Origin of the sequence: Shinella sp., assembly GCF_035998705.1 — a bacterium.
Taxonomy (GTDB): Bacteria; Pseudomonadota; Alphaproteobacteria; order Rhizobiales; family Rhizobiaceae; genus Shinella.
In genome coordinates this window covers 12,644-31,881 of record NZ_DASYHH010000008.1, presented here as the reverse complement: position 1 = coordinate 31,881, position 19,238 = coordinate 12,644, and the positions used below count along the sequence as shown (strand labels likewise).

Annotated in this window: 16 protein-coding genes; 7 read left to right on the top strand and 9 right to left on the bottom strand. The window is 63.6% G+C overall.

The annotated features are described in order from the left end of the window. Nucleotides 1–2: 2 nt before the first annotated feature. The 7 genes from arsH to VGN93_RS03090 form a co-directional block, all read right to left on the bottom strand. Nucleotides 3–713: an arsenical resistance protein ArsH gene (gene arsH, locus VGN93_RS03120; protein WP_327506305.1), complete on the bottom strand. Its 711-nt coding sequence runs from the start codon at nucleotides 711–713 to the stop codon at nucleotides 3–5. Further along, nucleotides 706–1,131, bottom strand: coding sequence for an arsenate reductase (glutaredoxin) (arsC, locus tag VGN93_RS03115; RefSeq protein ID WP_327506304.1), 426 nt, complete (start codon nucleotides 1,129–1,131; stop codon nucleotides 706–708). The genes arsH and arsC overlap by 8 nt, the downstream gene beginning before the upstream one ends. A 2-nt stretch (nucleotides 1,132–1,133) precedes the next feature. Then, nucleotides 1,134–2,192, bottom strand: coding sequence for an ACR3 family arsenite efflux transporter (arsB, locus tag VGN93_RS03110; RefSeq protein WP_327506303.1), 1,059 nt, complete (start codon nucleotides 2,190–2,192; stop codon nucleotides 1,134–1,136). Further along, complete coding sequence (locus tag VGN93_RS03105) at nucleotides 2,192–2,719, bottom strand: arsenate reductase ArsC (protein ID WP_327506302.1); 528 nt, start codon at nucleotides 2,717–2,719, stop codon at nucleotides 2,192–2,194. Before VGN93_RS03105 ends, arsB begins: the two co-directional genes overlap by 1 nt. Nucleotides 2,720–2,734: 15 nt before the next feature. Next, nucleotides 2,735–3,172: an arsenic resistance N-acetyltransferase ArsN2 gene (gene arsN2 / locus VGN93_RS03100; protein WP_327506301.1), complete on the bottom strand. Its 438-nt coding sequence runs from the start codon at nucleotides 3,170–3,172 to the stop codon at nucleotides 2,735–2,737. Then, nucleotides 3,169–3,522 (bottom strand): metalloregulator ArsR/SmtB family transcription factor, encoded by a 354-nt coding sequence (locus VGN93_RS03095; protein WP_327506300.1) that lies wholly within the window; start codon nucleotides 3,520–3,522, stop codon nucleotides 3,169–3,171. Before VGN93_RS03095 ends, arsN2 begins: the two co-directional genes overlap by 4 nt. 123 nt (nucleotides 3,523–3,645) lie before the next feature. Then, the gene (locus VGN93_RS03090; protein ID WP_327506299.1) at nucleotides 3,646–5,166 is read right to left on the bottom strand and encodes a hypothetical protein; all 1,521 of its coding nucleotides are present in this window, start codon (nucleotides 5,164–5,166) and stop codon (nucleotides 3,646–3,648) included. Between the two features lie 577 nt (nucleotides 5,167–5,743). Here VGN93_RS03090 and bcsA point away from each other — a divergent pair. From bcsA to bcsN, 4 genes are read left to right on the top strand one after another with little or no spacing between them, the layout of a single operon-like run. Next, nucleotides 5,744–8,005 carry a UDP-forming cellulose synthase catalytic subunit gene (bcsA, locus tag VGN93_RS03085; RefSeq protein WP_327506298.1) on the top strand — a complete coding sequence of 754 codons (2,262 nt, stop codon included), beginning with the start codon at nucleotides 5,744–5,746 and terminating at the stop codon, nucleotides 8,003–8,005. After that, nucleotides 7,998–10,343 (top strand): cellulose biosynthesis cyclic di-GMP-binding regulatory protein BcsB, encoded by a 2,346-nt coding sequence (locus VGN93_RS03080; RefSeq protein WP_327506297.1) that lies wholly within the window; start codon nucleotides 7,998–8,000, stop codon nucleotides 10,341–10,343. Before bcsA ends, VGN93_RS03080 begins: the two co-directional genes overlap by 8 nt. Further along, nucleotides 10,340–12,283, top strand: coding sequence for a bacterial transcriptional activator domain-containing protein (locus VGN93_RS03075; protein ID WP_327506296.1), 1,944 nt, complete (start codon nucleotides 10,340–10,342; stop codon nucleotides 12,281–12,283). The genes VGN93_RS03080 and VGN93_RS03075 overlap by 4 nt, the downstream gene beginning before the upstream one ends. A gap of 7 nt (nucleotides 12,284–12,290) precedes the next feature. Further along, complete coding sequence (gene bcsN / locus VGN93_RS03070; protein ID WP_327506295.1) at nucleotides 12,291–13,211, top strand: cellulose biosynthesis protein BcsN; 921 nt, start codon at nucleotides 12,291–12,293, stop codon at nucleotides 13,209–13,211. A gap of 3 nt (nucleotides 13,212–13,214) precedes the next feature. Here the strand turns inward: bcsN and VGN93_RS03065 are convergent, their stop codons facing one another. After that, a complete protein-coding gene (locus tag VGN93_RS03065) occupies nucleotides 13,215–14,096 on the bottom strand; it encodes a LysR family transcriptional regulator (protein WP_327506294.1) in 882 nt (293 codons plus the stop codon). Between the two features lie 104 nt (nucleotides 14,097–14,200). Here VGN93_RS03065 and VGN93_RS03060 point away from each other — a divergent pair, with 104 nt between their 5' ends. From VGN93_RS03060 to VGN93_RS03050, 3 genes are all read left to right on the top strand, one after another. Beyond that, nucleotides 14,201–15,697, top strand: a complete 1,497-nt coding sequence (locus VGN93_RS03060) for a CoA-acylating methylmalonate-semialdehyde dehydrogenase (protein ID WP_327506293.1) — start codon at nucleotides 14,201–14,203, stop codon at nucleotides 15,695–15,697. A 143-nt stretch (nucleotides 15,698–15,840) separates the two neighbouring features. Next, nucleotides 15,841–16,932 carry a YjgN family protein gene (locus VGN93_RS03055; protein ID WP_319318585.1) on the top strand — a complete coding sequence of 364 codons (1,092 nt, stop codon included), beginning with the start codon at nucleotides 15,841–15,843 and terminating at the stop codon, nucleotides 16,930–16,932. Continuing rightward, entirely contained in the window at nucleotides 16,922–18,013 is a 1,092-nt protein-coding gene (locus VGN93_RS03050; RefSeq protein ID WP_327506292.1) for a M48 family metallopeptidase, read from the top strand. Before VGN93_RS03055 ends, VGN93_RS03050 begins: the two co-directional genes overlap by 11 nt. Before the next feature lie 54 nt (nucleotides 18,014–18,067). Here the strand turns inward: VGN93_RS03050 and VGN93_RS03045 are convergent, their stop codons facing one another. Continuing rightward, nucleotides 18,068–19,111: a Fe(3+) ABC transporter substrate-binding protein gene (locus VGN93_RS03045; protein WP_327506291.1), complete on the bottom strand. Its 1,044-nt coding sequence runs from the start codon at nucleotides 19,109–19,111 to the stop codon at nucleotides 18,068–18,070. Between the last annotated feature and the right edge of the window lie 127 nt (nucleotides 19,112–19,238).

Sequence of the window (19,238 nt, the reverse complement as noted above, 5' to 3'; positions counted from 1 at the left end):
GTTCAGATCGACTTGAGGGAAACCCGCTTCTCGAGTTCGGCCGCAGCTTCTCTCCGCTCGCTGTAACGGTCCGTCAGGTATGGCGATGCGTCCCGTGTTAGGATCGTGAACTTGACCAGTTCCTCGCAGACGTCCACGACGCGGTCGTAGTACGAGGACGGCTTCATGCGGCCGTCGGCTTCGAACTCCTGAAACGCCTTGGCGACGGAAGACTGGTTGGGGATGGTGATCATCCGCATCCAGCGCCCGAGGACGCGCATCTGGTTTACGGCATTGAAGGACTGACTGCCGCCTGACACCTCCATGACCGCAAGCGTCTTGCCCTGTGTCGGCCGAACCGATCCGATCGACAGCGGAATCCAGTCGATCTGGGATTTCATGATGCCCGTCATCGCGCCATGGCGCTCTGGGCTGACCCAGACCTGGCCCTCCGACCACTCGGACAATTCGCGGAGTTCCTGCACCTTGGGATGGCTGACGGGCGCTTCGTCGGGAAGCGGCAGGCCCTTCGGATCATAGACGCGTACGTCGCATCCGAAATGCTCGAGCAGACGGCGCGCCTCGTGCGCCAGAAGCCTGCTATACGACACCTCCCGAAGGGAGCCGTACAGGATCAGGATGCGCGGCTTGTGCGTCGAGAACTGGGGACGCAAGGCCTCGAGGTCGGGCTTTCGAAGATGCTCGATCGATGCGGCGGGCAGTGATTCAGACAATACGCTTTCCTTCTTCGTCGAGAAGACGCTCGCCGTCTTCCTTCATGAACGGCCCCATGAACGCGTCCGCCGGGAGGATGTCGAGCACGACCTCGGATGGCCGGGACAAGCGCGTACCCATCGGCGTGATGACGAACGGGCGATTGATCAGGATCGGGTCCTTCAGCATGGCGTCAAGCAACTGGTCATCCGTCAGGTCGGGGTTGTCTAGACCAAGCTCCGCATAGGGCGTTCCTTTTTCCCGGATCGCCTGCCTGACGGTGAAGCCCGCGTCCGCGATCATCGTCACGAGCTCGTCGCGGGTCGGCGGTGTCTTGAGATATTCGATCACCGTCGGCTCGACCCCCGCATGTCGGATGAGATCGAGAGTGTTGCGCGAAGTCCCGCAGGCGGGATTGTGGTAGATGGTGACGTCCATGTTCAGGTCCTTTCGGAGACGGTGTTTCTGGAAACGGCCGGCGCGGCTTCGTACCAGCCCTTGGAGCGGTTCACGATCCAGACGACGGACAGCATCACCGGGACTTCGATCAAGACGCCGACGACCGTCGCCAGCGCCGCCCCGGACTGGAAGCCGAACAGGCTGATGGCGGCGGCCACGGCCAGTTCGAAGAAATTGGAGGCACCGATCAGCGCCGAGGGTCCGGCCACGCAGTGGCGTTCGCCCGACATACGGTTGAGAACGTAGGCCAGGCCGGAATTGAAGTAGACCTGGATCAGGATAGGGACGGCGAGCAAGGCGATGATCGTCGGCTGCGCGATGATCTGCTCGCCCTGGAAGCCAAACAGCAGCACGAGGGTCGCCAGTAGCGACACGAGCGAGATCGGCGAAAGCACCTCGAGCATCCGGTCAAGCCGGGCACTCGTGCCGTCGGCCGTCAGCCTGCCTCGCAAAACCTGCGCGATGATGACGGGGACGACAATGTAAAGGCCGACCGAAATCGCGAGCGTGTCCCATGGCACCGTGATGGCCGACAGACCGAGAAGCAGGCCGACGATGGGAGCGAAGGCAACGATCATGATGGCGTCATTCAGCGCCACCTGGGACAGCGTGAAGAGCGGCTCGCCACGTGTCAGGTTCGACCAAACGAAGACCATGGCCGTACACGGAGCGGCGGCGAGGATGATCAGGCCTGCGATGTAGGAATCGATCTGGTCTGCAGGCAGGTACGGCCTGAACAACCACCCGACGAACAGCCATCCGAGGAGTGCCATGGAGAACGGCTTGACGGCCCAGTTAATGAAAAGCGTGACCCCGATACCCCGCCAGTAGGTGCCGACCTTCGCCAGGGAGCGGAAGTCGATCTTGAGCAGCATCGGGATGACCATCAGCCAGATCAGGACGGCCACGGGAATGTTGACCTTGGCGATCTCGGCTGCACCGACGGTCTGGAAGACACCGGGCATCAGGTGGCCGAGCGCGATCCCGACGAGAATGCAAAGGGCGACCCAGACTGTCAGGTAGCGTTCGAACTTGGACATTAGGCGATCCTCGTGTCAGGTCGCGTCGAACCTTCCATAGAGCCGATCTGGCGGAGCTTGGTTTCGAGCGCCATGCGGTCGATGGACTCGAGCGGCAGGCTGAGGAAAGCGGTGATACGATTCTTGAGGAAGCGGGCTGCCTGTGCGAAGGCGCGCTGGATTTCGACATCCGTGCCGACGAGGGCCGCGGGGTCTTCGACGCCCCAGTGCGCGGTCATCGGATGCCCGATCCAGACGGGGCATGCTTCGCCCGCAGCGCTGTCGCAGACGGTGAAGATGAAGTCCATCTGGGGAGCGTCCGGCTCGGCGAAGACATCCCAGCTTTTCGACGAGAAGCCTGTCGAAGCGTAGCCAAGGGCAGAAAGCTCTCGAAGCGCGTGCGGGTTCACTTCTCCTTTGGGTTGGCTGCCCGCGGAGTACGCAGTGAAGCGCCCGCCGCCCTCCTTGTTGAGGATGGATTCGGCGAGAATTGAACGTGCGGAATTGCCCGTGCACAGGAAGAGCACGTTGTAGGTCTTGTCGGTCATGGTCGTGGTCCGTTGTTAGGTCGGTGGCCTGTTGAGCTTCATGATGGTGGCCGACGCGGGGCAGATGCCCGACAGCTGGCGGGTGGAAAGTACGGCGGCTGGAACGTCGCGCCTGTCTACCAGAGCGAAGCCAAGGCGCTCGAAAAGGGGAGCCGCGCTCGTCGTCGCAAGGAAGACGCCGACATCCAGACCGGCTTTCTCGACGGTAGCTTCCGCAAGCGCTCGACCGAAGCCCCTGCCGCGGAAGCTCTCGAGAACAACGATCGACCTCAAGAGGACGTCGCCACCGCATGCCTCCAACCCGGAGTATCCTATGGTGTCTCCGTTTGACGTCACGGCGCGGAAGAAGGAGCGGCCGTCGTCTCCGAGGTCTGTCGTCGGTAGTCCCGCACGGACAAGCGTATCCTTGAAGTCAGTGTCGCTTCCGGAAACAGGAACAAGCTCGAAACTCATGAGGATATCGCCTTCGGTCCGCAGCACGGGGTCAGTTCGGCAATGAGCGGCGCGCACAACTCCGCTGAGCCGCCGCAGCAGTCCTTGAGGAGAAAGAGGGTCAGATCGCGCAGGCCGTCCAGATCGGCCCTGTAGATTATCGAACGGCTCCGGCGCTCGCTTTTCACCAGTCCCGCTCGCGCCAAGGTCGCGAGGTGCGCCGACATGGTGTTCTGCGGGATATCAAGCATCCTCGCAAGCTCGCCAGCCGGGACACCATCTGGTTCATGGCGTACAAGTAGCCTGAAGGTGTCGAGCCGCGTAGTTTGCGCAAGCGCGCCAAGCGCCGTGATTGCGGTAATATTTTCCATATATCCAGAATAATGGATATTTTCTATGTGTCAACACGCACCATCGTTTGCATCGTCAGCTTACATGGCGGAGGGATGAGCGTGTCCGCTAATGACGCGAAGCGGCGATTCTCGCTTGAAGGGTCATTTTTCCACTGGCTGCCATTCCGATTTGAACTTGGCATAGTTATCAAGCACGGCGTCCGTCCATATCGACATGGCCTTGCGCTTCAAATGCAAGTGCTGCGCGCCGCCGTAGGCAAGCCTCGTGATTCGAGCGACACGCTGCTCTCGTGAGTCGTCGGTTTCGGCGTCTAGCTTGTCGGTGCGTCTCACTTCATGAGCGAGAACCACTGATGCGCCACCCGGAATGCCGGCCTCATCGAGGACCTTGGTGATGGTTCGGCGCAGATCGTGTGGGGTCCACCATTTGATGGCGTTGGCCGCCAGAAGATCGACTGCCGTCGCGCGTTTCTTCGTCAGGGTGTCGCGAGCACCGAGCCGCTGGACGACGGCTAGCGTCGATGATCGGTGGATATGAATGTCGTCCTCGCCCCGTTCCGAGGGCAGCAGCCATTGACTCTCAGTGCTTTTCACGAGTTCTAGCTTTTCCGCCATGTGCCGGACCAGTCGTGGCGGGATGGGCAGGACGTGGGCCACGCCGGCTTTCATGATGCCTTCGCCCCAAGCCGCGAGATACCAGCCTTCGTTTTCGGGGTCGGGGATATAGTCGGTCTTTCGGATCGCCAGCGCAGCACCCTGGCGCTGGGCTGTCAGGCACACCCAGTGGAAGGCGGCCGCCACGCCGTCGCGGATGCCGTGCTTGTGGTCGTGCTTGGCCTCCATGCGTCCAGGCAGACGTCTGGCTGTGTAGGTATCGGCGAGAACGAGGGTCTTCGCCAAACCCTCCAATCCGGGATTTCGCGTGCGGGGTTTTGCCGAGCGTCCCACCGTCAGGAGCTTCCACCATGGTTCGATACGGTCCAACCCGGATTGGCCGCCATGGACAGACTGGCAATGGCTGAGAATAGCGCTGACGTTCGAAACAACTTTTCCTGCGGGTGAGGGCGACGCATGTTTTTTTAACATGACGTCACGAATGGTTTCGATGTCGGCGCGCTTGAGGTTGACGGCAGGCATGTCGAGGAGGTGTTTAAATTCGGGTTTCGCAAATGTTGACCTCAAAGTGGAGATGGTCGTGTCTCGCCACGGCTTCGCCGAGGTATCCGCCGTCTTGTCCTCGATCGTCTTCTCGATACAGCGCCGCAACGTCCACGTACCCGCCTTCGGGCGCATTTCCCGAATGATGTCGTCATGGGAAAGGCCAAGGTTGTTTTCGATGGCGTGATGGTGCTGCCGAAGGAATTCCTCTGCGTGGGCGTCTCCGCCAAAATCGATCTGACGTTTCACCTTGTCAGCAAGCTCGCGCGCGGCCTTGATCGACGGAATATACCAAGCCTCACCCTCATGTGCCCATCCGAGGGTTTTGTTAATTCCCTTGTATCGAAGGAAGAACGCCACCTTCTCATTCTTGAGGCGGAGAGACAGGCCTGTGCATTTTAGGTCGGTGATGTAATGGCTGCCTCTGTGTCCCGGGCGCGCCGTCTTGAGGAAGTCGGCGAGGTGCACGGGGCGGAGATCGGCTTTGTCGGAAATCGTGGTCATCAGAGTCTTCAATTCGTTTTCGGGAACACGCCTGGAACATATGCCATCGATAATTGGGGTCTTTGCTTCGGTGTCGAGGGCGGACGACGGAGTCTTGAAATGAAGATATTTATCGGAAAATATCGAGTTATGTCAACATTTTATCGGTATATTGCAAGACGTCAATCCTGTTTCGAGTCTTGCAGTAACGCTAGGCCTTAGGTTTGTGGCACCTGAGGTCGGTGGTTCGACCCCACTCAACCGTACCATTCCCCTCTCCCGGTAAGTCTATGTCACAAGGACTTACCGGGAGAGGGGAAGATTGATTTCCCATCCGCAGGGCTCCGAATCGTCAAGTTGTGTGATTGCGAGATCACCCCACAATGAGCCCGCTGCTATCCGATTTCGCTACGGTAGGCGAACGCGATTCGCAGATCACGCGGTTGGCGTAAACCCTTCATTTACCACGCTTTTGACGCCAGTCCCGATTTGGCACTGTATTAGGAATCCGTTGACCACTGAACCCTAGGGTCTGACCTGTTCCTGTGTGGAACCGGTCCGCATGACGCGCTGCCGCGATGCAAATGGGGTTCTTCAAATGCACATGACGTGCGTCAAGTGGCTGGCGGTTCCCGCTGGCATGGTCGGGCTGTTCCTTCTCTGGCTGCCGATAAGCCTCCAGGCCCAGCTCATTCTCTCCTTCGCCGTGCTCGGCGTGATGTTCCTGGCGATGACGCGCCCGGCCAACACTACGCTCCGGCTCGTCACCTTCACCTGTGCCGGTATCCTCGCCATGCGCTACGCGTTCTGGCGCACCACGGAAACACTGCCGAGCATCTACGAACCGCTGAACTTCATCCCCGGCCTGATCCTGTATCTGGCCGAGATGTATTGCCTCGCCATGCTGGCGGTCAGCTTCTTCATGCTGGCCGATCCGCTGAAGCGCAAAACCCCGGGGCCGGGCGAGGCCGCAAGCCTGCCCACAGTCGACGTCTTCATCCCGTCCTATAACGAAGAGCCCGAACTGCTCGCCGGCACGCTCGCCGCGGCAAAATCGCTGCTCTATCCGAAGGACAAGCTGAACGTCTACCTGCTGGACGATGGCGGCACGGATGCCAAGCGCAATCACAAGGACCCGCGCATCGCGATTGCCGCGATCCGTCGCCACGAGCAGCTGAAGGCGCTCTGCGCCTCGCTCGGCGTGCATTACCACGCCCGCAAGCAGAACGACCACGCCAAGGCCGGCAACCTCAACGAGGGCCTCAAGGTCTCCAGCGGCGAACTCGTCGTCGTCTTCGACGCCGACCATGCGCCGGTGCGCGAGTTCCTGCGCGAGACCATCGGTTTCTTCCGCGAAGATAAAAAGCTGTTCCTCGTCCAGACGCCGCACTACTTCCTCAATCCCGATCCGCTGGAAAAGAACCTCCAGACCTTCGCGCGCATGCCGTCCGAAAACGAGATGTTCTATTCGATCCTGCAACGCGGGCTCGACAAGTGGAACGCTTCGTTCTTCTGCGGTTCGGCGGCGGTACTGCGGCGTTCGGCGCTGGCCTCAGTGAATGGGTTTTCCGGCCAGTCGATCACCGAGGATTGCGAGACGGCGCTGGCGCTGCACTCCAAGGGCTGGCACAGCATCTATGTCGACAAGCCGCTGATCGCCGGCCTTCAGCCGGAGACCTTCGTCTCCTTCATCGGCCAGCGCGCCCGCTGGTGCCAGGGCATGCTGCAGATCCTCATTCTCAACCGGCCGTTCCTCGCCAAGGGCCTGACGCTCGCCCAGCGCATCTGCTATGCCGGTATCAACCTGTTCTGGCTGTTCCCGCTGTCGCGGCTCGCCTTCGTCTTCTCGCCGCTGCTCTACATCTTCTTCTCGCTGGAAATCTACCAGGCGAACATCCTCGAATTCGCCTCCTATGCCGTGACCTATCTCATCGGCTCCTTCGCCATGCAGAGCTATCTCTACGGCCGGGTGCGCTGGCCCTGGGTCTCCGAGCTTTATGAATATGTCCAGTCGGTGCTGCTCTTCGGCTCGATCCTCAGCGTGATCCGCAATCCGCGCAAACCCACCTTCAACGTCACCGCCAAGGGCCAGACGCTCGACCGCAGCATGCTCTCGCCGCTGGCACGGCCCTATTTCATCATCTTCTTCGTGCTCCTGGCCGCCGCGCTCTATTCCGGCTACCGCTTCCTGACAGAGCCGGTCGCGACCGAGCTCCTGACCATCGTCGCCGGCTGGAACCTCATCAACCTCGGCCTTGCCGGTGCGGCACTCGGCGTCGTCGCCGAACGCCGCGAACTGCGCCGCAACCAGCGCCTGCCGGTCAAGCGCCACGCGCTGATGAAGATCGACGGCAAGCTCAACAATGTCATCATCCAGGATGCGTCCTCCGGCGGCATCTCGGTGGAATTCGTCGACAAGGCGCCGGAGATCGACCTCGAAACCCCGCTGGAGGCGACGATCCAGCTGCGCCGCGCCGGCCAGATCATCGCCTTCGAGGTGATCTGCCGTTCCAGCCGCGCGGCGGGCGAGGGCGCCATCCACGGCTTCGCCTACAAGGAGCGCACGCCGGAGACCTTCTTGGCGATCGCCGAGCTGATGTTCTCCGACCAGGCGGTTCTTCAGGAACGGCTCGTGCGCCGGCAGGTGCGCGGCAGCTTCTTCTGGGGCACCTCGCGCTTCGCGCTGTGGAGCATCCGCGAGACGCTTCGCGCGCTGCAATATTCCGCCGGCCTCATCCGCGAAAGCGCCGTCAAATCCTTCGCCGATGCGCCCATCGTGGTGAAGGAAAACAATGCCCAGATCCCCGGCCGCGCCGTCGAGCTGCCGCCGGTCCTCACAGGAACCCAGGCCTATGGCTAAGACATCTCTTCTCGCAATGCTGGGCCTCTCCCTCCTCGTCGCCTCGGCCGGTGCCGGCCGGGCGGAGGGGCTGGTGGCCGATAGCGTCAAGCCGCTGCTCGAAGGCACTGCGCTGTCCGGCGGCCTGCTTCCCGCGCCCGTCGAGACAAAGAAGGCCGAGCCGGCGGCGGATAAGGCCCTCGTGCCCTTCGAGCAATCGGCGGATGCCTATGCACTCGTCGGCGAGGACGACGTCGCGACCTTCACCTTCGCGCTCGATGGCCCGCAGGTCTCCGCCGGCGGCACGCTGAACCTCGCCTATATCAACGCCGTCTCCGTGCTGCCCGATACGGCGAAGATGGATGTCGAGGTGAACGGCCGCGATGTCGGCGGCTTCGCCATCGCCTCGCCGAACGGCACGCTGACGGAGAAGATCGCCGTCGCCGCCGAATTCCTCAAGGCCGGCCGCAATGTCGTGCGTCTGCGCGCCCGGCAGCACCATCGGGTCGATTGCTCGCTCGATGCGACCTACGAGCTCTGGACGAAGCTCGATCCCGCAGCGAGCGGTTTTGCCACTGGTCAATTGTCGGGCTTTTCCGATTTCGACAGCCTGCTGGCCGTCCGCCGAAACGCCGCGCATCGTACGGATGTTAGGATCGTCGTTCCCGGCGCCCTGAGCGCCGAGGCGCTGAACGAGGTCGCTCCCGCCCTGCAATCGCTCATCCTCTTCCTGAACCGGGACGATGTGAGCGTGTCGGTCGCAGACAAGCCGGGCACCGGCCCGGGCATCGATCTCGTCATGGCGATGGACCGCGACGGCGCCGCAACGCTGTCCAAGCTCGGTCTTTCAAACGCCCCCCGCGGTCTTTCCGTCCAGGCCGGCGCCACGGCGGACCGGGCGACGGTCGTCCTGCGCGCGGCCAATCTCAACGACGTCAATGCGGCCGTGCTCGCCGCCGTGAAGGGGCCACTTGCCGATGGACTGAAGTCCGGCATCTTCGAGAAGGGCAGGGGCGTACTTGCGGTCGATGCCGGTGAACGCCGCACGCTGAAGGAGGCGGGCTACGAGACCCGCGTCTTCTCCGGCCGCCTGTCGCGCACCGATTTCGCCGTCGAAATGCCGGCGGATTTCTACGCTGCCGAATATGCGACGCTCGACCTGCGCCTGCATGCCGCGACCTCGCCCGGCCTCGACCAGACCGCCCAACTTCTCGTGCGCGTCAACGACAGGGTCGTGAAGAGCTACCCGTTCCGCAACGGCGAGGGCGAACAGTTCGATGGCAAACGCATCGAACTGCCGTTGCGCGCCTTCCGCCCGGGCGTCAACCGCGTCGAACTGCTCGCCGAACTGCCGGTCGCAGCCGATGCCGCCTGCCGGCCGGAAGAGCGCGACGACGGCAAGCCGCGTTTCATCCTGCTCGATACGACGGCGATCGAGGTTCCGGCACTCGCCCGCGTCGGCCGGCTTCCCGATCTCGCCGCACTCGCCGGCAAGGCCTATCCCTATGGCGGCGGCAAGCCCTTCGATCTCGTCATCGACCGGGCGGACAGCCAGTCGGTCGGTGCCGGCCTCACCCTGCTGTCGCGCCTGGCCCTTTCGGCTCGTGCGCCGCTGACCGCGAAGATCGCCATCGGCACGCCCACGCAAGGCACCGGCCGCGATGTGCTCGTCGTCTCGTCGCAGAACGATTTCGCCGAACTCGGCGCCACCGACAAGGCATCCTTCCCGAGTGAAACGGATATCGGCGCCTCTGTCGCAGCCCTCATGGAGCCGGATCCTGTCGTCACCGCGTCGGTCCCGGACACCGCGACCGGCAACGAGACCGCTGACCTGCTGCAAGCCTTCCACAATTCGACGGCGGCCGGCGAGGGCGACCTGTCCTTCGGTTCGCGCGCACAGCTCTGGCTTTCCGCCGCGACGAAGAATTTCGGCCGCTGGCTGAACTACCAGGGCGACGACACCGCGCGCGTCGCGCCGCATGGCGCCGGTTCGCTGGTGACGCTCTCGCAGATGCGCGCGCCGGATGGGCTCGCCACCTGGACGGTGATCAAGGCGAGCGCGCCGCGCGATATCGAGGCTGGCGTGAACCGGCTTGTCGAGCCCGCCATCTGGCGCGACCTCGATGGCGGCACGGCCGTGATCGAGACGGCGAGCCTGTCGCTCGTCAGCCTGCCGGCGGCCGATCGCTACATCGCCGATCTCCAGGACCGCAGCCCCGGCAACCTGCGCCGCGTCGCCGCCGCCTGGTTCTCCGACAATTTCCAGATCTACGTGCTGCTCGTACTCGCCTGCCTCGGCATCTTCGCCGTCTGGCTCGGCATTACGGTGCCGCGCAAGGGCGTGAGGTCCGACCGATGAGAACGCTTTTCCTTGTCCCCCTGCTGCTCGGCTCCTCGGCGCTGGCCGGCGAAACGAAGCCCGGCCCCGGCGAGGTCGAGCTCGCTGCCCTCTATTATTATGCCGAGCAGAAACAGGAGGATCGGCTGGAGGCCGAGACGAACCGGCTGCGGCTGAAATATCCGGATTTCGTCGTGCCCGCCGACGTTTATTCGCCGGCCGCCCGGCAGGTGGATGAAAGCACGCTCTGGGCGCTCTACGAGAAGAACGATTTCCTCGGCATCGATGCGGAGATCGGCCGCCGCCGGTCGGAAAATCCGGAATGGCGTCCGACCGAGGATTTTTCCGGCAAACTCGCCCGCCGCAAGCAGCGCGTCGACATGATGGCCGCCACCGCCCGCAAGGATTGGATGGGCGTCATTCAAGCCGCCAAGACGCTCGACCCGTCCAGCGAAACGGAAGTCGATCTCGTCTGGATGCTGCTCGATGCCTATGCGGAGACCGGCGCCAAGGATGCGCTGACAAACGTCTATCGCGGCCTGCTCTTCCGCGAAGGTGACAAGCGCCTGCCGGACCAGCAGCTCCTGACGACCCTGCAGAAATCGACGCGCGATTTCTCGGCAGAGGACGTGCGCAAGGCGATGGGCCTGCTTGCGACCTCGCCGCTGCTCCAGGCAGGCTTGCCGCCTGTCGAGCTGGACCTGACCCGCAAGGACATCGCCGATTTCAATGCCGACGAAAAGCGCCAGACGCCGATCGGCGAAGGCGAGGTCGGCAAGCTGCGTCTGGCTGCGGAAAAGGGCGACCGCCTCGAAGACCTCGCGCTGCTCGGCTGGTACGATCTGAAGCTGAAGGCGCCGGAGAGCGCCGAGCGCTGGTTCAAGGCGGCGCTCGTCAAGCATAGCGATGAGAACGACGCCAAGGGCCTCTATCTCTCGCTTGCCGCGCAGAACAAGCAGGACGAGGCCTATGCGGTGGCGGAACAGTATCTGGAGGACCTTTCGGGCGATCCGGAATTCCTGATGAACGCGCTGTCGCTGCGCTTCTCCAAGCCCGACCAGCCGGATGCGGACGTGAAGACCGTCACGGCCTACAGCAACGCCATCCTCGCGACGTCGAATGCCGACCATGCCGAAATCCTCGCCTGGTACGCCTATAATTCCCGCCAGTACGAGGCGTCGAGGGCCTGGTTCGCAAAATCGATCGATTGGGAAAGCGCGCCGGTGCGGGTCAAGGGCCTGGCGCTCAGCCTGTTGCGGCTCGGCGAAAAGAAGGACTATGCGGCGCTCGAAGGCGAGTACCGCGACATCTATCCGGATATCTGGGCGGAGATAAAGGTCGCGACCCCGCCGAAGGGCCGCCGCAGCATTGCCATCGACATGCCGGTCGCCTCCACGGGCGGCGGCAACGGCTATCTTGCGCATTTCAAGGCGAAGCGGTTCAGCGCCTGCATCGAGGATATTTCTGCGCTGGAAGCGCGGGGCGCGGTATCTGCCGATGCCATGCTCATCAAGGGCTGGTGCCATCTCGGGCTGAACCGTCTCGCTGACGCGCGCAACGCCTTCGAGGCGGCGCTCGGCAACAGCCGGACGCAGGCGGACGCCGCCTATGGCGCGGCGCTCACCCTGCTGCGCGGCCGCCTGACGGACGATGCCGAGGCGATGATCGGCATGTATGCGCTTTCGGAAAAGCGGGACCGCGAGGTGCGGGCCGAAATCTACTTCCAGCGCGCCCGCTCGGCCTTCGACCACAAGCAGTACCAGCGCGTGCTCGATGCTTTGAATGCGCGCGCCGGCCTCGTCGCCGAGCCCGCCGATCTCAGCCAGTTGCGCGGCTGGGCGCATTATCATCTCGGCCATCGTGCCGAGGCGCAGGCCGTCTTCGCCCGGCTGAACACGCATCTCTATGACCCGGCGGCCGCGCGCGGCCTTGCCATCTCCTCCGATTACCCCACCCGATAGGTTCTTCATGCGCTGGCTGCTTCTTGCCGCACTTCCGTTCCTCGCCACCGGCTGCACCGCGGTGCACGACCCGTTCCTCGAAACGGGCGCCATCCGGCCGGATGCGCCGCCGATCTCGACCGAAGTGGCCCCGGAATTCGCGGCCGCCTACCTGCCGTCGATCTCCGGCCACATCGAAAGCGTGCGCCAGACGGTACGCGGCCAGTTCTTCGAGCAGGCGATCGTCTATTCCAACGCCACGGCGTCCGCCGGCGAAAACGTGCTCACCGTGCGCATCGGCACGCCCTCCGAAGGCGTGACCTTCCTGCGCGCCCCGACACGCCGCGCCATCCTCGCCGAGATGCGGCAGGCGTTGCCGGGCGTCGCCATGACGATCGATGCCGCGCCTGGCCAGAACATGCACGGCATCTACGGCTATGCCACCGGCCCGCTCGGAAAGTCCGGAAGCTGCCTCTACGCCTGGCAATTCGCCAAGCGCGTCTCGCCGGTGCGCGAAACGGCGATGGGCCGGATCGGGGCGGGCAATTACTCCGCGCAGGTGCGCCTGCGCTTCTGCCACCCGACCATGCCGCAGGAGCGCATCGCGTCGCTGATGGCCGGCCTGCGACTGAAGCCGGTGACGCGCGATACGTTCGACATGCTGAGTTATGCCGGCGGCAGCGGTTACGGCCGCAGCCAGCCCGTGCTCACGCGCGCCGAGCCCGTGGCGATCGTCGAGGATGACGTCGAGGTCCGCAGGCCAAAACGCCGCGTGGTGGAGGAGAAGCGGGCGGAGGAGCCGGCCGTCATCCGCAATGCCGTGCGCGTTCCCCTGCCGGGCGAGGCCACGCAGGAAAAGGTGAAGGTCGCCCTTGCCGAGAAGCCGGTGGAAGAGGCGGCGGTGACCACGCGGGCGAAAAGCGCGCTGGTGCCGCTGCCCGCGGAGTAAGTTTCAGAGAAAGATCTCGTGCTCCTGCCGAACGAGTTCCTGCACGAATTCCGCCACGGTGCGCACGCGCACGAGATCCCGTGCGCTTTCGTGCCAGGTCGTCCAGTAGGCGCGGCGGATCGCGTTGGCGGGCAGCAGGCGGACGAGTTCGCCGTATTGCCGGGCGATATAATCGTGCAGGATCCCGATGCCGGCGCCGGAGCGCACGGCTTCCGTCTGGCCGGTCGCGCTGGAAATCTCGAAGCTCGCATCCCAGCTGCGCATGATCTCGCCGGTGAAGTTGAGCGAGGCCGTGAAGATCAGGTCTTCCACATAGCCGACCCGCCGATGCGCCTTCAGGTCCTCGACCGTCTCCGGCGTGCCGTGTTCCGCAAGGTAGTCGCGCGAGGCATAGAGCCCGAGCGTATAGTCCGTCAGCTTCGAGGAGACGAGGCGGCCCTGTTCCGGCCGCTCCAGCGTGATCGCGATATCCGCCTCGCGCTGCGACAGCGAGAAGGAGCGGGGCACCGGCACAAGCTGGATCTTCAGTTCCGGATGCCGCGCCGTCAGCCGTCCGAGCCTTGGCGCAAGGAAGGACACGCCAAAACCATCCGGCGCGCCGACGCGCACGGTACCGGCGACGGCGGTGTCGATGCGGCCGATGCTCGCCTGCGCCGCCAGCATCTCCGTCTCCATCCGTTCGGCCGCGCGCAAGAAGACCTCGCCTTCCGCCGTGAGGTCGCAGCCATTGGTGCGGCGGATCAGGAGCCGCGTCTTCAGCGCTTCCTCCAGCGCACTGACCCTTCGGCTCAGCGTGGCATGGTTGACGCCGAGGCGGCGGGAGGCGGCGAGGATCTGGCCGGTGCGGGCAACGGCGAGGAACATGCGTGCGTCATCCCAGTTCATACCGGCCTCCGACTTCAATTTTTGCACAACGGTTCCTTATATGAGGTGATTGAGTTGTGCAAATTGAAGTGCGATGATCCTCTCACAACAACGGAGGAGCTCCCATGTACGAGATCGGCCATTTCATCCACGGCAAAAAGGTCGCCGGCACCAGCGGCCGCACCGCAAACGTCTTCAACCCGGCGACGGGCGAAGTCCAGGCGACGGTCGCGCTCGCCAGCGATGTCGACCTTCAGGCCGCAGTCGACAGCGCGCTTTCCGCGCAGCCGAAGTGGGCCGCCACCAACCCGCAGCGCCGCGCCCGTGTCTTCATGAAGTTCGTCGAGCTTCTGAACCAGAACATGGACGAACTCGCCGTTCTGATTTCCCGCGAGCATGGCAAGACGGTCGAGGATTCGAAGGGCGACGTCATCCGCGGCCTCGAAGTCTGCGAATTCGTCATCGGCATCCCGCATCTCATGAAGAGCGAGTTCACCGAAGGCGCCGGCCCGAACATCGACATGTACTCGATCCGCCAGCCGGTCGGCATCGGCGCCGGCATTACGCCGTTCAACTTCCCGGGCATGATCCCGATGTGGATGTTCGCGCCCGCCATCGCCTGCGGCAACGCCTTCATCCTGAAGCCCTCCGAGCGTGACCCGTCGCTGCCGATCCGCCTTGCCGAACTGATGATCGAAGCGGGCCTGCCTGCCGGCATTCTCAACGTCGTCAACGGCGACAAGGGTGCGGTCGACGGCATCCTGGCGCATCCGGATATCGCCGCCGTCTCCTTCGTCGGCTCCACGCCGATCGCCCGTTACGTCTACGGCACGGCTGCCGCCAACGGCAAGCGCGCCCAGTGCTTCGGCGGCGCGAAGAACCACATGATCATCATGCCCGACGCCGATCTCGACCAGGCCGCCAACGCCCTGATGGGCGCCGGCTACGGCTCGGCCGGCGAGCGCTGCATGGCGATCTCGGTGGCCGTCCCCGTCGGCGAGGAAACCGCCAACCGGCTGATCGAAAAGCTGACGCCGATGATCGAGAGCCTGCGCATCGGCCCCTATACCGATGACAAGGCCGACATGGGCCCGGTCGTCACCAAGGAAGCCCAGGCCCGCATCCTGAGCCTCATCGACAAGGGCGTGGAAGAAGGCGCCAACCTCGTCGTCGACGGCCGCGGCTTCAAGCTCCAGGGTTATGAAGACGGCTATTTCGTCGGCGGCTGCCTGTTCGACAACGTCACGCCGGACATGGACATCTACAAGACCGAGATCTTCGGCCCGGTACTCTCCGTCGTCCGCGCCAAGAACTACGAGGAAGCCCTCGACCTGCCGATGAAGCACGAATACGGCAACGGCGTCGCGATCTACACCCGTGACGGGGATGCGGCCCGCGACTTCGCCAGCCGCATCAACATCGGCATGGTCGGCGTCAACGTTCCGATCCCGGTTCCGCTTGCCTACCATTCCTTCGGCGGCTGGAAGTCCTCGTCCTTCGGCGATCTCAACCAGCACGGCACGGACTCGATCAAGTTCTGGACCCGCACCAAGACCATCACCAGCCGCTGGCCGTCGGGCATCAAGGACGGCGCCGAATTCGTCATGCCGACGATGAAGTGATCCTTCCGCACTGATGGAATGGAAAGGGCTCCCGTTTCGGGGGCCCTTTTTGCATTGCCGATTTTTTGTGCTTTGCGAAGAATAGCCGGCTGGCCCGGCCCGTTAAGCCCTCGTGTTCTATGCATTTGGAAGGGGCAAACAATATGTCATTCGCAGCATCTGCGCAGCCCGCCGCACAGGCGGGCGGCTTTCACCGGATTACGTTCACCGGCAGGGCGTCTGAATATTTCGGCATCTGGATCGTCAATGTGCTGCTGACGATCATCACGCTCGGCATTTATTCGGCCTGGGCGAAGGTGCGCCGCAATCGATACTTCTACGGCAATACCGTGCTGCTTGGCCGGTCCTTCGAATACCATGCCAAGGGCCTACAGATCCTCATCGGCCGCCTCATCGTTCTCGGCGGCTTCGTCGTGCTCAACGTGGTCGCCGCTCTGGTGCCGATCCTGGTGCTGCTGCCGACGCTCGTCGTGCTGATCGCGCTGCCATGGCTCGTCGCCAAGGGCCTGCGCTTTTCCGCGCGCGTCACCAGCTACCGCAACGTGCGTTTCGATTTCGTCGGCGGCGCCGGCGGTGCCTTCAAGGCCTTCATCCTCGGCAGCCTGCTCGCCGTCATCACGATCGGCATCCTCACGCCGCTCGCCAGCCGCTGGGTCTCGCGCTACGTCGGCTCGAACCTGCGCTACGGCGGCAAGGCCTTCGACACCGACCCGCAGCTCGGCGCGATCTACAAGTCCTGGTTCCTGTCGCTGCTCATCGTCGTGCTCGGCCTCGGCATCATCGCGCTTTTGGCCTTCATCAACCTGCCGATCATCCTGTCGATGATCGAGACGCCCGGCGCGCTGACGCCGGAGCAGCAGATCCCGCTCTTCATCGCCGGCGCGATCGCCTATGTCACGCTGTTCGCCACCTTCGGCATTGCCGGCCTGTTCTACCGGGCGGGCGTGCGCAACATCGCCTATTCCGCCACGACCTTCGATGGCCAGCATCGGCTGATGAGCGACGTCTCGCGCACCCGCTACACCTGGATCGCCATTTCCAACGTCCTGATCACCATCCTGACTTTCGGCCTGATGCGGCCATGGGCGGCGGTGCGCATGGCGCGCTATACCTGGGAGCACACCGGCATCACTTTCACCGGTGACATCGGCGAGCTGTTCAGCCGGATCGAGGCCCAAGGGTCGGCCGTCGGTTCCGAGTTCATGGACTTCGAAGGGTTCGATTTTGGCTTCTGAGAATGTTGCCATAGCGGGCGGGGCCATCGCCAGTGGAGACTGGCACCCCGCCGGTTCCAGCCGCTCGGTCGAGGCCCGCCTCGTCGAGCGGGACGGCGAGATCGTCGCCGTGCCGGCGGGGGGCGACAAGCCCCTTGCCGGCGCCGGGCTCTCCTGGGTGGAGATTTCCAGCCGCGTCGGCGCCATCCCGCGCCGCGTGACCTTCCCGGACGGTTCGGTCTTCGAGACCTGGGACAATGACGGCATCGACCGCTATCTCGCCGCGCGCGGCAAGGGGGGTGCCGGCATCGTGCACTGGCTGGAGCAGTTCAAGCTCCGCCTGATCATCATCGTGCTCGCCGCGTTCCTGCTTGGCGGCGCGGTCTATCGCTGGGGCGTGCCGGCCCTCGTCGAGGTCGCGATCCTGACAACCCCGCCGATCGTGCCGCAGCTGATGGCGCAGGGCACGCTGGAGGCGCTCGACCAGACGACCTTCTCGCCGACCAAGCTTGCCGAAGCACGCCGCAAGGAAATCGCCGATGGCTTTGCACGCATCGCCGCGCAGTCGCCGCGCGGTGCCGGCGCCTATAACCTCAATTTCCGCGACGGCGGCCTGATCGGCCCGAACGCCTTTGCGCTGCCGGATGGCACGCTGGTCATCACCGACCAGCTCGTCGAGCTGGCGGCCGGCGATACGGAGATGATCGTCGGCGTGCTCGCGCACGAAATCGGCCATGTCGAGCTGGAGCACAGCCTGCGCCAATTCTATCGCGCCGCCGGCATGACCGGCCTCATCATGCTGATCGCCGGCGATGTCGGCTCCAGCGTCGAGGATGTGCTTGTGCAGGGCGGCGGCCTGCTGGCGCTGTCCTATTCGCGCAGCGCGGAAGCCGAGGCCGACCGGCGGTCGGTGGAGCTGATGGCCAAGGCCGGCTACGACCCGACGGCGATCGCCCGCTTCTTCGGCCTGCTGGAGGAAAAGCTCGGCGACAAGGGCGACACCAACATCCTCTCCACCCATCCGGGCACGCCGCAGCGCAAGAAGGACATCATCGACTATAGCCGGATCATTTCCGGCCAGTCGGACCCGGACCTGCAATAAACGAAAACGGCGGCCATCGGCCGCCGTTTCCTTTGAGTGCTTTAAAGCCGTGGCTTACTGCGACGGGCCATCGTTATAGCCGATCTTGTCGACCAACTCGGATGCCTTCTTGCGGTTGGCCGCAATGTCGATGAGCGGCAGTTCGTCGGCCTTCAGCGTGCCGAAGGACTTCACGACGTCGGAGGGTTCGGCACCCGGCAGGACCGGATATTCGTAGACCTGCTCGGCATAGATCTGCTGCGCGGTGCCGGCCGACAGGAATTCCATCAGCTTCAGCGCATTGTCCTTGTTCGGGGCGTTCTTGGCGAGCGCAATGCCGGAGATGTTGACGTGGCTGCCGCGGTCGTTGGCGTTCGGGAAGAGAACCTTAATGGCGGCGGCCCAGTCCTTCTGCTCCGGCTCCTTCTCGTTGGTCAGCATCAGGCCGACATAGTAGGAATTGCCGAGCGCCAGGTCGCATTCGCCGGCAAGGATGGCCTTGGCCTGGTCGCGGTCACCGCCGTCGGGCTTCTTGGCGAGGTTGTTCTTCAGGCCCGTCAGCCACTCCTCGGCCTTCGCTTCGCCGTGATGGGCGATCATCGAGGCGGTCAGGCCGATATTGTAGGAGTGCTGGCCGTCACGGGTGCAGATCTTGCCCTTCCACTTCGGGTCGGCAAGCTCTTCATAGGTGATTTCGTTCTGCGCGACGCGGTCCTTGGAGGCGTAGACGACGCGCGAGCGCGTGGTCAGGCCGAACCAGTTGCCGTCCGGATCGCGGTACTGTGCCGGGATGTCCTTGTTGATGACGTCGCTCACGACAGGCTGCGTCACGCCGCCATCCTTGGCTTCCGTCAGGCGAGCGATATCGACCGTGAAGATGACGTCGGCCGGCGAGTTCGCGCCTTCCGCCTGGATGCGCTCGACAAGGCCCTTGTCGAGGAACAGCACGTTGGTGGTGATGCCGGTTTCCTTGGTGAACGCGTCGAGCAGCGGCTTGATCAGATCCGGCTGGCGGTAAGAGTAAATGTTGACTTCGCCTTCCGCATGCGCGGGCAGCGCAAGCGCCAGGGCGGCGGTGGAAAGCGTGAGGGCGGCGAGGGTGTTCTTGAGCAGTGGCATATGTCCTCCTGAGTGCATTTATTCTTAACTGCTAAAGTCGTGTTTAGCGGCTTGCCCCTCACAGTCAACCATGTCACCACTGCCATAACATGATTGTGATTTTCCGGTTTTCTGAAATTGCAGTTTT

What these genes read in the sequence shown, in the direction of transcription:
- VGN93_RS03080 (WP_327506297.1), top strand. Translation starts at nt 7,998, where the DNA reads ATGGCTAAGACATCTCTTCTCGCAATGCTGGGCCTCTCCCTCCTCGTC.
- VGN93_RS03105 (WP_327506302.1), bottom strand. Translation starts at nt 2,719, where the DNA reads ATGACCGACAAGACCTACAACGTGCTCTTCCTGTGCACGGGCAATTCC.
- VGN93_RS03065 (WP_327506294.1), bottom strand. Translation starts at nt 14,096, where the DNA reads ATGAACTGGGATGACGCACGCATGTTCCTCGCCGTTGCCCGCACCGGC.
- VGN93_RS03045 (WP_327506291.1), bottom strand. Translation starts at nt 19,111, where the DNA reads ATGCCACTGCTCAAGAACACCCTCGCCGCCCTCACGCTTTCCACCGCC.
- VGN93_RS03055 (WP_319318585.1), top strand. Translation starts at nt 15,841, where the DNA reads ATGTCATTCGCAGCATCTGCGCAGCCCGCCGCACAGGCGGGCGGCTTT.
- VGN93_RS03090 (WP_327506299.1), bottom strand. Translation starts at nt 5,166, where the DNA reads ATGACCACGATTTCCGACAAAGCCGATCTCCGCCCCGTGCACCTCGCC.
- VGN93_RS03060 (WP_327506293.1), top strand. Translation starts at nt 14,201, where the DNA reads ATGTACGAGATCGGCCATTTCATCCACGGCAAAAAGGTCGCCGGCACC.
- arsN2 (WP_327506301.1), bottom strand. Translation starts at nt 3,172, where the DNA reads ATGAGTTTCGAGCTTGTTCCTGTTTCCGGAAGCGACACTGACTTCAAG.
- VGN93_RS03095 (WP_327506300.1), bottom strand. Translation starts at nt 3,522, where the DNA reads ATGGAAAATATTACCGCAATCACGGCGCTTGGCGCGCTTGCGCAAACT.
- bcsN (WP_327506295.1), top strand. Translation starts at nt 12,291, where the DNA reads ATGCGCTGGCTGCTTCTTGCCGCACTTCCGTTCCTCGCCACCGGCTGC.
- arsB (WP_327506303.1), bottom strand. Translation starts at nt 2,192, where the DNA reads ATGTCCAAGTTCGAACGCTACCTGACAGTCTGGGTCGCCCTTTGCATT.
- arsC (WP_327506304.1), bottom strand. Translation starts at nt 1,131, where the DNA reads ATGGACGTCACCATCTACCACAATCCCGCCTGCGGGACTTCGCGCAAC.
- VGN93_RS03075 (WP_327506296.1), top strand. Translation starts at nt 10,340, where the DNA reads ATGAGAACGCTTTTCCTTGTCCCCCTGCTGCTCGGCTCCTCGGCGCTG.
- bcsA (WP_327506298.1), top strand. Translation starts at nt 5,744, where the DNA reads ATGCACATGACGTGCGTCAAGTGGCTGGCGGTTCCCGCTGGCATGGTC.